This is a genomic window from Pseudooceanicola aquaeponti (genome assembly GCF_050897975.1).
In the GTDB taxonomy this organism is placed as follows: Bacteria; Pseudomonadota; Alphaproteobacteria; order Rhodobacterales; family Rhodobacteraceae; genus Pseudooceanicola.
Map to the genome: position 1 here is coordinate 26,246 of NZ_JBPAXY010000005.1, position 12,146 is coordinate 38,391.

The window sequence follows — 12,146 nt, forward strand, 5'->3', positions numbered from 1 at the left end:
TGGCGCACCACCCCGACAACCCGGAGTTGCAAAATGGAACCTGCGGCCCTGACCCCGCCGGGCGCGCCCCGGGATCAGCCCCGGGGTCAACGCCGCGAAACGGCCGCGATCAGGGGCAGAAGACGTCGTTGGTCAGGGCAAAGATCATCACCGACAGCACCAGGGTCAGACCCGCCGCCATCAGCACCCGCAACGCGCGGTCCGAGGGCGGTTTGCCCGCCACCGCCTCATAGGCGTGGAACACCAGGTGGCCGCCGTCCAGGATCGGCACCGGGAAAAGGTTCAGCAGGCCCACCCCGGTGGACAGGGCGGCGACGAACCACAGGAAGCTGGTGGTGCCCTGGCTGGCCATGGCGCCCGAGGTCTTGGCGATGCCGATCGGCCCGGACATGTTGCACGAGGAGATGGCGCCGGTGATCATGTGCCAGATGCCCGACAGCGAACTGGTGATCACCCCCCAGGTCTGCACCACCCCACCCCAAAGCGAGGTCAGAACCCCGGCCCGTTCCGTGGCCAGGTCAAAGCCCATGCCGCCGGCGATGCCGATCCGCCATTCGGTGCGGAAGCCGCCCTCGGGCGAGGGTTCGTCCACCCGGCGCGGGGTCAGGGCGAACTCTAGGGTCTCACCGCTATCGGGGCGCCAGACGTCCAGCAGCAGCGCCGCGCCCTCGGACCCCTCGACCCGGTCCTTCAGCTGATCGAAGGCAAAGATCGCCTCGCCGTCCACGGCGGTGATCACGTCGCCCTGTTTCAGGCCAATGTCATAGGCCGCGGAATTGGGCGCCAGTTGCAGCACGATGGGCGGATAGGGATAGGGGCCGGTCACGGTGATCTCGGCGCCGTCACGGCGCAGGCGGTAGTCCAGCTGGGCGGCCTGCGGCAACGCGTCGGAGAAGCCCGACAGGCCTTCGGCATCGTCCAGACCCGGCATCTCGACCCCGCCGATGGCCAGGATCTCGTCGCCCGGGCGCAGGTCGGTGCCCTGGGCCAGAACCGGCGGCAGCGGGCGCAGCTCGCCCACGGCCAGCGGGTCGGCCACCTGGCCGCGCGCCAGGAACAGCCCCGCGAACAGCAGGATCGACAGGATGAAGTTGAAGACCGGCCCCGCCGCCACGGTGGCCGAGCGGGCCCAGAGCGGCGCGCCCAGCATGGTATGGCGCCGGTCCTCGGCGCTCATCCGCGAGATGACCTCTTCATCGGGGCCGGCCGAGGCCGCGTCGCCGTCGCCCAGGAATTTCACATAGCCGCCGAAGGGCAGCGCCGCCAGTTGCCAGCGGGTGCCGTGGCGGTCGACGCGGGAGAACAGCACCGGGCCGAAGCCCAGCGAAAAGACCTCTGCCTTGATGCCCGAGACGCGGCCGATGATGTAATGGCCGTATTCGTGGATGGCGACGATGATCGACAGGGCCACGACAAAAGCGATGATGACGTAAAGGGCGTTGCCGAACTCTGGCAGAAAACTGGTCATAAAGGTCTCTGGCTTCCTTGGTCTAAATCTGAGCGGTCTAAGTCTGCATGGTCTAGGTCAGAACCGCCGCGCCGGAATTGACGCATTCACGGGCATAGGCCCTGGCGATCTGGTCCATTGATAGAATGTTATCAAGGTCGAAGGGGGCATCAATGAGACCACAATCGGTCTCGATCCGGTCAAGAACCCGTGTGACCACCTGCGCCATCTGCATGAAACCGATCTGGCGGGCCAGGAAGGCGTCCAGCGCCACTTCCTTGGCGGCGTTCATCGCCGCCCCCGACAGCCCGCCGCGCCGCATCACCCGCTGCGCGATCTCCAGCGCCGGATAGCGCGCCGGGTCCGGCGCCTCGAAGGTCAGCTGGCCGATCTTTGTCAGGTCCAGCCGCTCGACCGGCAGATCGACGCGGGCGGGCCAGTTCAGGGCATAGCCGATGGCATGACGCATGTCCGCCGGGCCCAGGTGGGCCAGGATGCCGCCGTCGATATGGCCGACCAGCGCGTGCACAAGGCTTTCGCGGTGCACCACCACCTCGATGATGGCGGGGTCCAGGTGGAAGAACTCCTTCGCCTCGATCAGCTCCAGCGCCTTGTTGAACATAGAGGCGGAATCCACCGTGATGCGCTGGCCCATGGCCCAGTTCGGGTGGGTCGAGGCCTGTTCCGGCGTGGCCGTGGCCAGCTTTTCCAGCGGCCAGTCGCGGAAGGCGCCGCCCGAGGCGGTGATGATCACCCGCTCGACGCTGTCCATCTCTTCGCCCAAAAGCGCCTGGTAAAGGGCGGAATGTTCGCTGTCGACGGGGATCAGATCCGCCCCCGCGCGCCGGGCGGTCTCCAGCACCAGCGGCCCGGCGCAGACCAGGGTTTCCTTGTTCGCCAGCGCCAGGGCCGCGCCGCGGTCGAGCGCGGCCAGCCCGGGCGCCAGACCCGCGGCGCCGACGATGGCCGACATGACCCAGTCGGCGGGACGCTGGGCGGCCTCCATCAGGGCGCCCTGCCCCGCCGCCACCTCGACGCCCGAGCCAGACAGCGCGGCCTTCAGATCGCCGTAACGCTCTTCATGGGCGGTGACGGCCAGCTTGGCGCCCAGGCGCCGGGCGTCCTCGGCCAAAAGGTCGATGTTGTGCCCGCCGGTCAGCGCCTCGACGGTGAAATCATCCGGGCGCCGGGCGATCAGGTCGACGGTGTTCTGCCCGATGGACCCGGTGGCCCCAAGGATGGTGATGCCGCGCATATTACCCCGCGATGAAGAAAAGGCCGGTCCAGGGCCCGGTCAGCAGCAGCATCAGCGAGGCGCCCAGCATCCCGTCGAAGCGATCCATCAAGCCGCCATGGCCGGGGATCAGGTTCGAGCTGTCCTTGACGCCCACGCGCCGCTTGGCCGCGCTTTCGGCAATGTCGCCCATCTGCGAGGCCATGGACAATGCGACCGAAACGCCCGCCAGATGCAGCCCCTCGCCGGTCCACATCCCGAAGGCCAGCCCGACCAGGGCGGCGGCGATCCAGCCCGCGACGGTGCCCGACCAGGTTTTCTTGGGGCTGACGCGCGGCCAGAACTTCGGCCCGCCGATCAGGCGGCCGGCGAAATAGCCCGCCACGTCGGTGACCACGACCACCGCCACCAGCCAGCCAAGCCACAGCGCCCCCTGCCCGTCGCGCAGCCCGACCATGCCGTAGCCCGCGATCAGGATCATGGCGCAGAAGGTGATGAAAAGGGTCCGGCGCTGCGGCAGCAGCGACAGGCCCACCATCGACGGCGCCAGCAGGAAGGGCAGCGCGAAACCGCCCGGCAGATAAAGCGCCAGCGCCAGCGAGACGGCGGCCACGCCGCCCATCTGCAAGGGCACGTCGCGGCGCAGCGGCGCGCACATCCGCGCCATTTCCCAGACCATGCCGCCGCAGGCCAGGGCGATGAAGATGCGGAACCAGTGCCCGCCCGCCCAGATCAGGGCCAGCCCGCCCAGCACCATGACCACGCCCGATATCATCCGGGGCGCCAGATCCGACCACTTGCGTTCCGCCATCCGTCCCGCCCTAGCCCTTGGCGCCGCCGAAACGGCGGTCGCGTTTGCCGAAATTGTCCAGCACCCCGGCGAAGACCTCGCGGGTGAAATCCGGCCAGAGCGTGTCGATGAACTCGTATTCCGCATAGGCCGATTGCCAGAGAAGGAAGTTCGAGATCCGCGCCTCGCCCGAGGTGCGGATCACCAGATCCGGGTCGGGCAGCACATAGGTATCCAGGTAACGCGGCAGGGTCTCTTCGTCGACATTCTCGGGCAGCAGGCGGCCCGCCGCCACATCCTCGGCCAGGCGCTTGGTGGCGCGGGCCACCTCGTCGCGGCCGCCGTAGTTCAGGGCGATGGTCAGATTGGTGCCGTCGCAGTCGGCGGTCATCTCTTCCAGCTCGTCCATAAGCGCCTGCAACTTCTCGTCCAGGCCGGGACGGTCGCCGATGAAGCGCACCCGCACGTTTCGGTCGCGCAGCGCGCGCGCCTCCTTCCGGATGTAGGAGCGGAACAGCGACATCAGCCCCGCCACCTCGATCTGGGTGCGTTTCCAGTTCTCGGTCGAAAAGCCGAAGATGGTCAGATACTTGACGCCCAGATCCGGGCAGGCCTCGACGATCTCGCGCACCCGGCGGGCGCCGGCGTGGTGGCCGAAAAGGCGCGGACGGCCGCGCATCGTGGCCCAGCGACCATTGCCGTCCATGATGATGGCCACATGACAGGGACGCGGCCCTTCCTCGGCCCTGCGGGCCTCCTCGGAGGCGGGACTGTCGGCCCGGTCCTCGACGTTCTGTCCCATGTCCGCTCTCTCCGTCCCTTCATCGCCAAAGGCGGGCCTGCGCCCGCCTTCGATCCCTGTCGCAGCGAAAGCCAGGGTCGTCAGACCTGCATGATTTCCTGCTGCTTGGTCTCCAGCGCCTGGTCGACCTTCTTGATGTAGGTATCCGTCAGATCTTGAACTTCCGTTTCCCAGAACTTCTGATCGTCCTCGGACAGGCCATTGGCCTTGGCCTTCTTGATCTGGTCCATGCCATCGCGGCGCAGGTTGCGCACGGCGACGCGGGCATGTTCGGCATATTGCGCCGCGACCTTGGTCAGTTCCTTGCGGCGCTCCTCGTTCAGCTCGGGGATCGGCAGCATGATGATGGTGCCGTTGAGCTGCGGGTTGATGCCCAGGCCGCTTTCGCGGATGGCCTTCTCGACCTTGTTCACCATCGCCTTGTCCCAGACGTTGATCGTCACCATGCGCGGTTCCGGCACGTTGACGGTGCCCACCTGGTTGATCGGCGTCATCTGGCCGTAGGCCTCGACCATCACAGGCTCCAGCATGGAGGAGGAGGCGCGGCCGGTCCGCAGCGAGGCGAATTCGGTCTTGAGGTTGGCCATGGCGCCATCCATGCGGCGCGAAAGGTCGTCGGTGTCGAGTTCGAAGTCTTCAGACATGGTGATGTTGCCCGCTGAGCTGGTTCTTCTTTCCGCAGCCTTCTAAGTGCTCGGCCCGGGGATGTATAGTGATTTGCGACAGATGGGCGACAGCGGCCTGCCTGGCGCGCGCCCCGCCAGCCCCCGAAGGTCCCCCTGGCGGACATGCGAAAGGCGCACCACCAGGGGTGCGCCTTTGCTGCCGGGCCCCGGGGGATGACCCCGCCCCGCAGAGGGGCTAGGCCGGGACCCGGCAAGGCCTGGGCGGGGATCTGCCGAATTACAGCTTGCCGCCGTAGACCGGGAACATGCTGGCTTCGCCGTAGTCCTTGATCTGCTCCATCGACTTCAGCGTCTCCATGTCCGCATCGGAGATGACGAAATCCAGCTCGGCGTTGGTCTTCATATGCGCGGGCGTCTTGGTCTTGGGCAGGGCCAGGACATCCAGTTGCAACACGTAGCGGATGCAGATCTGGGCCACGGTCACACCGTATTTGTCGGCCATCGCCTTGATCTCGGGGTTGTCCAGGATCTGGCCGTGGCCGATCGGCGAATAGGCCTCGACCAGCATCCCCTTGGACTTGCAGTAGTCGATCAGCTCGAAGGGGGTGTTCGAGACGTGGCACAGCACCTGGTTGATCATCGGCGCGACGGCGGCGTTGTCGATCAGGTTGTCCAGGTCTTCCTTCTGGAAGTTGGACACGCCGATGGCGCGGATCTTGCCCGCCTCGTAGAACTCGGTCAGGGCCTTCCAGGCGGCCAGGTTCCCCTCGAAGAAGCGGTCTTCGCCGGCAAATTCCATCCAGGGCTGCGGGCTGTGGATGATCATCAGGTCGATGTAGTCGACGCCCAGAAGGTCGAGCGAGCCCTGGATTGCCGCCTTGGCGGTCTCGTAATCCTTGGCCTCGGCGGCCAGCTTGGTTTGCAGGAAGATCTGCTCGCGCGGCACACCGCTGTCGCGGATGCCTTCGCCCACGCCGCGTTCATTGCCATAGGCCTGGGCGGTGTCGATGTGGCGGTAGCCCAGCTCGATCGCGGTCTTGACGGCCTCGGCCACCTCTGCGTCCTCGATCATCCAGGTGCCCAGGGCCAGCTTGGGAATTTCAACGCCGTTCGGCAGGGTTGCGGTCTCTTGCAGGATCATCTGATGTCCCTTTCCTGTGAGGCTCAAAAAGCCGTTCCATTTTCCCGGATCAGACACCGCGAGCCGCCCCGGCCCCAAGGGGCACCTGTGGGCAGCGTCGGTCCTGTCATCGGGCACGCAAGGCGCAGCGCTCTGGGCAGAGCGCGGCCTGTGCCTGATCCTTGCCCTTGATCTAGGGCGCCGCACCCTCGGTGATAAGCGCCGCAAGGATCAACTTACTCATGAGCCAGAGACATGAATGCCCCCCCTGTCGGCTCGCCCGGCCCCAGGCGGCCACGAAAAAGGGCCGCCCACCGGGCGACCCTTCTGTCTGCCGAACCTGTTCCGCGCCGCTTAGTCGCGCACGATGGTATAGGTGCCGCGCCCTTCCAGCACGCCCTTGAACCCGTTGGGCTCATCCAGCGGGAAGACGATGATCGGCTTGTGGTTGTCGCGTGCCAGGGCAATGGCCGAGGCGTCCATCACCTTGAGGTGCTTTTGCAGCACCTCGTCATAGCTGACCGTGTCGAACCGCTTGGCGTCCGGGTTGGTCTTGGGGTCGCTGTCATAGACCCCGTCGACGCCATTCTTGCCCATGAAGATGGCCTCGCAGGCCATCTCGTTGGCGCGCAGGGTGGCGGCGGTGTCGGTGGTGAAATAGGGGTTGCCGGTGCCCGCGGCGAAGATGCAGACCCGTTTCTTCTCCAGGTGGCGGACGGCGCGGCGGCGGATATAGGGCTCGGCCACCTCGTTCATGGTGATGGCGCTGATCACCCGGGTATAGACGCCCAGCCCCTCAAGGGCCGACTGCATCGCCAGGGCGTTCATCACCGTGGCCAGCATCCCCATGTAGTCAGCGGTGGTGCGTTCCATCCCCTGGGCGCTGCCTGCCAGGCCGCGGAAGATGTTGCCGCCGCCGATGACCATGCAGATCTCGACCCCCATGTCATGGACGCTTTTCACCTCTTCGGCGATACGTTCCACGGTCGGCGGATGCAGGCCGAAGCCCTGGGGCCCCATCAGGGCCTCCCCCGAGATCTTCAGCAACACCCGCTTGTAGGTGGGCTCCTGCGCGGTTTCGGCCATGTTGCGCTCCTTCACGGCGGGGGACTAGGATCGCGCGCAAAATGTAGGAAACGGCGGGCAGATTCAATGCGCGAATTGGGACAAGAGGCCACCTTTGCCGGGGGGTGCGAATGAGACAGGCGCCACAGGTCGATCCCGCCCGTCCGGTGCTCATCGCCGGGCCGACGGCTTCGGGCAAATCGGCGCTGGCGATGGAGATCGCGGCGCGCGACGGCGGGGTGATCGTCAATGCCGATGCGCTTCAGGTCTACGGCAACTGGCGCCTGCTGTCGGCCCGCCCCTCGGCCGAGGAGGAAGCCGCGCTGCCGCATCGCCTGTTCGGCCATGTGGGGCGCGAGCAGCCCTACTCCACCGGCGCCTGGCTGCGCGAGGTGGCCGATCTGCTGGCCGGGCCCGAGCGGCTGATCATCGTCGGTGGTACGGGCCTTTATTTCAGCGCCCTAACCGAAGGTCTGGTCGAGATCCCGCCGGTGCCCGAGGCCATCCGCGCCGAGGGCAACGCCCTGCGCCAGGCCGATCTGGCCGCCATGGTGGCGCAGCTGGACGCGCCCACCGCCGCCCGCATCGACCTGGCCAACCCCGCACGGGTGCAGCGCGCCTGGGAGGTGCTGCGCGCCACGGGCCGCGGCCTGGCCGCCTGGCAGGCCGACACCCCCGCCCCCCTGCTGCCGCCCGAGTCCGCCACGCGTCTGCTGCTGGAGGCGCCGAAGGACTGGCTGACGCCCCGGATCGAACGACGATTCGACCTGATGCTGGCGGGCGGCGCCCTGGAAGAGGCGCGCGCCAATCTGGACGGTTGGGACCCCGCCCTGCCCTCTTCCAAGGCGATCGGCGGGCCGGAACTGATTGCCCACCTGCTGGGCGAGATTTCTCTGGACGAGGCCCGGGAGCGCGCCATTATCTCAAGTCGTAGATACGCGAAGCGGCAGCGGACCTGGTTCCGCGCCCGGATGCGGGACTGGCACGCGCTCACGACTTCGTGAGGCTTTACTTATCCCGGCTGAGCCGTTCTACTCCCGCTTCAGGGACACTCGGGACACTTACCAGAACGCTTTTCGCTCTTGGCTGATTACACGCCTCCTACGGTCAGAAGTCAGACCCTTGCACAGCTTTCCGGCAGCGAAGACTGGCGGTTAGAGCTGCCGCACGCGCGCAGCACGCATCTGTTCCTGTACCTGTCCAAGGGTCAGGGACGGACCATCGTGCTGGGGCGCCGACGCGGCCTGACGATGAATACCGCGCTTTTCGTGCCTGCGGGCACGCTGATGATGCTCGACATCGGCAAGCAGAGCTATGGCCAGGCGGTACAGATCCCCACCGACACCGGGCTAGTGCTGCCCACCGATCCGGTGCAGCTGCGGGTGCGCGACAGCCTGGCCCAGGCCGAGCTGATCGCCATCATCGACGCCATGCAGCGCGAACAGGCCACCCACCGCCCCTATGGCGCCGAGGCGCTTCAGGCCCACGCCGGGCTGCTGTCGGTCTGGCTGCGCCGCATCCTGGCCAGCGAACCCGCCCCCATGGGCGCGGGCAAGGCCGCCGACCGGCTGGCCGCCGCCTTCTGCGCCCTGGTCGAACGCGATTTCCGCTCGGGCCAGTCGATGGCCGATTTCGCCGCCACCCTGGGGGTGACGCCGACCCATCTGACCCGCACCCTGCGCCAGACCGCCGGGATCACCGCCGCCGAGATCCTGACCGGGCGCAGCCTGCACGAGGCGCGCGGCCTGTTGCAGGACGGCAGCCTGCCCATCGGGCTGGTCTCGGAAATGCTGGGCTTCTCCTCTGCCGCCTATTTCACCAGGTTCATCCAGAAACACACCGGCAAGACGCCGACCGCGCTGCGCCGCCGCCGCTGACGCCCCCCGCCCCGCGCCCCGGCCCGCCCGCGCCGGTTCCGCTGCCGAGGAAACCGCCACAGGCCCTGTTTTTGGCGCCTTTTCAAAGACCTGCAACCATCCGCCCCGGTACGCTTTGCGCAGCGGATCGGGCCATCATGTCGTTTTCGGATGGAATGCGTGTCGGTTTTGAACTACGAAATGGCGGAGACATGAATTGACGCACTGGTTTTTTCCTGCGGGAATGCCGGTGGGAAACCAGACCGAACAAGGCCCGCGCCGGGACCGGCACCAGACGGGTCGACAAGACACCTTCTTCTTCGGCGCCATGGGCATTGCCCGTCCGGCGCCCCCGGGATGGAACGTCACAGGGAGAACGACATGACGTATCACGACAAAGCACAGGGGCGCATTCACCCCGCCGCCCGCATGTATGCGGAGGAATTCAAGGCCGGCAAACTCAGCCGCCGCGAATTCATGGCCCGCGCCTCGGCGCTTGGCGTGGCCAGCGCGGGGGTCTATGCCCTGGGCGGCCTGAACCAGCCGGCCCTGGCCCAGTCCACCCCCAAGGCGGGCGGCACCCTGCGGGTGCAGATGGAAACCAAGGCCCTGAAGGACCCGCGCAATTTCGACTGGTCGCAGATGGCCAACTTCACCCGCGGCTGGCTGGAATACCTCGTCGAATACGAGAATGACGGCACCTTCAAGGGGATGCTGCTGGAAAGCTGGGACGTCAGCGAGGACGCCACCGAATACACCCTGCATGTCCGTCCCGGCGTGACCTGGAACAACGGCGATGCCTTCACCGCCGAGGACGTGGCCTTCAACATCACCCGCTGGTGCGAGGAAGGGGTCGAGGGCAACTCGATGGCCTCGCGCATGTCCTCGCTGATCGACAAGGAGACCGGCATGGCCCGCGAGGGCGCCATCACCGTGGTCGACGACCTGACGGTGAAACTGGTCTGCTCCACCCCCGATATCACCATCGTTCCGGGCTTTGCCGACTACCCGGCGGCCATCGTGCACCCGTCCTATGCGGGCGAGGACCCCTCCGAGAACCCGCTGGGCACCGGCCCCTACCTGCCCGAGACCAACGAGGTCGGCGTGACCCAGGTGCTGGTGAAGAACACCGATCACGCCTGGTGGGGGGAAGGCGCCTATCTGGACCGGATCGAGTTCATCGACTTCGGCACCGACATGGCCAGCTGGGTCGCCGCCGCCGACAGCGACGAGATCGACATGACCTACCAGTCGACCGGCGAATTCATCGAAGTTCTGGACGCCATGGGCTGGAAGAGGTCCGAGGCGGTGACGGCAGGCACGATCTGCGTGCGCTTCAACCAGAAGCAGGAACCCTACACCGATCCCGAGGTCCGCAAGGCGCTGATCCAGGCGGTGGACAACAACGTGATCCTGGAACTGGGCTATGCGGGCTACGGCACCGTGGCCGAAAACCACCACGTCTGCCCGATCCACCCCGAATATGCCGAGGTGCCCGGCATCCCCACCGATCCGGCGGCCGCCATGGCCAAGCTGGAAGAGCTGGGCATGGCCGAGACCGAGTTCACCCTGATCTCGATCGACGACCAATGGCAGTCGGAAACCTGTGACGCCGTGGCCGCCCAGATGCGCGACGCGGGCATCAACATCCAGCGCGAGATCCTGCCGGGCTCGACCTTCTGGAATGACTGGCTGGTCTATCCCTTCTCGGCCACCGAGTGGAACATGCGCCCCCTGGGCGTCCAGGTTCTGGCCCTGGCTTACAAGTCGGGCGTGCCGTGGAACGAATCCGCCATGGAAAACCCCGAGTTCGACGCCCTGCTGGACGAGGCCCTGTCGATCGCCGATGCCGACGCCCGGCGCGAGGTGATGGCCAAGCTGGAAACCATCATGCTGGACGACGGCGTCATGGTGCAGCCCTACTGGCGCTCGCTGTTCCGCCACGCGAAGGACTACGTCATGGATGCCCCGCAGCACCCGACCTTCGAGATGCACCATTACAAATGGTGGATCGACGCCTGATCGACGCACCGACCCGGGCCATGGCGTCACCCACGCCATGGCCCTTTCGCTTCCTGCGGCCGCCAAGACCGAAGACCGGGCCCCGGTGCCACGCGCACCGGCCCCCCGGACGCCACTGACGGGAACGCTATATGCTCCTTTTTCTTCTCCGACGGGTCGGGGTGATGATCCTGACGGCGCTTTGCCTCAGCTTCATCGTCTTCTTCCTGACCAACCTGCCCCCCAACCTGGAAAAGGTTGCCAAATACGAGGGCAACAGCCGGATGACCGACGAACAGGTCGCGGGATGGCTGGAAAACAACGGCTTCAATCAATCCACCCTGGTGCGCTATGGCGAATGGCTGGGCGTGGTGCCGGGCTGGACCAATGACCGGGGGGATCGCATCACCGGGCGCTGCATCACCGGCGATCTGACCGCCGAGACGGCACCGGCGCGCTGCGGCATCCTGCAAGGGCAATGGGGCGAAAGCCGGGTGTTCCGCGACGAGGTCTCGACCATCGTCGGCGTGCGCCTGTGGATGACCGGCAAGCTGATGCTTTGGGTGATGCTGCTGATGGTGCCCGCGGCGCTGATCATCGGCGTTCTGGCGGGGATGCGCGAAGGCTCGAAACTGGACCGGGGGCTGTCGACCCTGTCGATCGCCACCACGGCGACGCCGGAATATGTCTCGGGCGTGATCCTGATCGCGGTCTTCGCCAGCTCGGCCGTGGGGTTGAAATGGTTCAAGGGCACGGCGACGGCGGCGATGGAGAACGCCACCTTCGAGAACTTCTTCCTGCCGGTGCTGACCATCTCGCTCTACGGCATGGGCTATATCGCGCGGATGACCCGGGCCTCGATGGCCGAGGTGATGACCGCGCAATATATCCGCACCGCGCGGCTGAAGGGCGTCAGTTTCCGCAACATCGTGCTGAAACACGCCCTGCGCAACGCGCTGATCGCGCCCTTCACCGTCATCATGCTGCAATTCCCCTGGCTCTTGAACGGGGTCGTCGTCGTCGAGACCCTGTTCAACTACAAGGGGCTGGGCTGGGCGCTGGTGCAGGCGGCGGGCAACAATGACATCGACCTTCTGCTGGGCATTTCGGTCGTCTCGGTGCTGGTGGTCCTGGTGACGCAGCTGATCTCGGATATCGGCTATGTCTACCTGAACCCCCGGATCCGGATTTCCTGAGGAGGCGCG

11 protein-coding genes are annotated in these 12,146 nt (G+C 66.5%); 4 read left to right on the plus strand and 7 right to left on the minus strand.

The annotated features are described in order from the left end of the window. Positions 1-109: 109 nt before the first annotated feature. The 7 genes from rseP to pyrH all read right to left on the minus strand — a co-directional run bounded on the left by rseP (position 110) and on the right by pyrH (position 7,105). Positions 110-1,468, minus strand: coding sequence for an RIP metalloprotease RseP (gene rseP, locus ACRARE_RS12630; protein WP_432656807.1), 1,359 nt, complete (start codon positions 1,466-1,468; stop codon positions 110-112). Positions 1,469-1,520: 52 nt separating this feature from the next. Beyond that, positions 1,521-2,702: a 1-deoxy-D-xylulose-5-phosphate reductoisomerase gene (dxr, locus tag ACRARE_RS12635; RefSeq protein WP_432656808.1), complete on the minus strand. Its 1,182-nt coding sequence runs from the start codon at positions 2,700-2,702 to the stop codon at positions 1,521-1,523. Between the two features lies 1 nt (position 2,703). Next, entirely contained in the window at positions 2,704-3,492 is a 789-nt protein-coding gene (locus ACRARE_RS12640) for a phosphatidate cytidylyltransferase (protein WP_432656809.1), read from the minus strand. Positions 3,493-3,502: 10 nt separating this feature from the next. Then, on the minus strand, positions 3,503-4,177 hold the full coding sequence (gene uppS, locus ACRARE_RS12645) for a polyprenyl diphosphate synthase (protein ID WP_432657242.1): 675 nt from the start codon (positions 4,175-4,177) through the stop codon (positions 3,503-3,505). 176 nt (positions 4,178-4,353) lie between these two features. Further along, the gene (frr, locus tag ACRARE_RS12650) at positions 4,354-4,917 is read right to left on the minus strand and encodes a ribosome recycling factor (RefSeq protein ID WP_432656810.1); all 564 of its coding nucleotides are present in this window, start codon (positions 4,915-4,917) and stop codon (positions 4,354-4,356) included. Positions 4,918-5,176: 259 nt separating this feature from the next. Continuing rightward, the gene (locus ACRARE_RS12655) at positions 5,177-6,040 is read right to left on the minus strand and encodes an aldo/keto reductase (RefSeq protein ID WP_432656811.1); all 864 of its coding nucleotides are present in this window, start codon (positions 6,038-6,040) and stop codon (positions 5,177-5,179) included. Between the two features lie 333 nt (positions 6,041-6,373). Then, positions 6,374-7,105 (minus strand): UMP kinase, encoded by a 732-nt coding sequence (gene pyrH, locus ACRARE_RS12660; protein WP_432656812.1) that lies wholly within the window; start codon positions 7,103-7,105, stop codon positions 6,374-6,376. A gap of 110 nt (positions 7,106-7,215) precedes the next feature. Between pyrH and miaA the strand changes: the two genes are divergently transcribed. The 4 genes from miaA (at position 7,216) to ACRARE_RS12680 (ending at position 12,137) form a co-directional block, all read left to right on the plus strand. Beyond that, positions 7,216-8,088 carry a tRNA (adenosine(37)-N6)-dimethylallyltransferase MiaA gene (gene miaA, locus ACRARE_RS12665; RefSeq protein WP_432656813.1) on the plus strand — a complete coding sequence of 291 codons (873 nt, stop codon included), beginning with the start codon at positions 7,216-7,218 and terminating at the stop codon, positions 8,086-8,088. A gap of 78 nt (positions 8,089-8,166) precedes the next feature. After that, positions 8,167-8,961, plus strand: coding sequence for a helix-turn-helix transcriptional regulator (locus ACRARE_RS12670; protein ID WP_432656814.1), 795 nt, complete (start codon positions 8,167-8,169; stop codon positions 8,959-8,961). A gap of 360 nt (positions 8,962-9,321) precedes the next feature. Continuing rightward, a complete protein-coding gene (locus ACRARE_RS12675; RefSeq protein WP_432656815.1) occupies positions 9,322-10,962 on the plus strand; it encodes an ABC transporter substrate-binding protein in 1,641 nt (546 codons plus the stop codon). A gap of 131 nt (positions 10,963-11,093) precedes the next feature. Then, positions 11,094-12,137 carry an ABC transporter permease gene (locus tag ACRARE_RS12680; RefSeq protein ID WP_432656816.1) on the plus strand — a complete coding sequence of 348 codons (1,044 nt, stop codon included), beginning with the start codon at positions 11,094-11,096 and terminating at the stop codon, positions 12,135-12,137. The last annotated feature ends 9 nt before the right edge of the window (positions 12,138-12,146 follow it).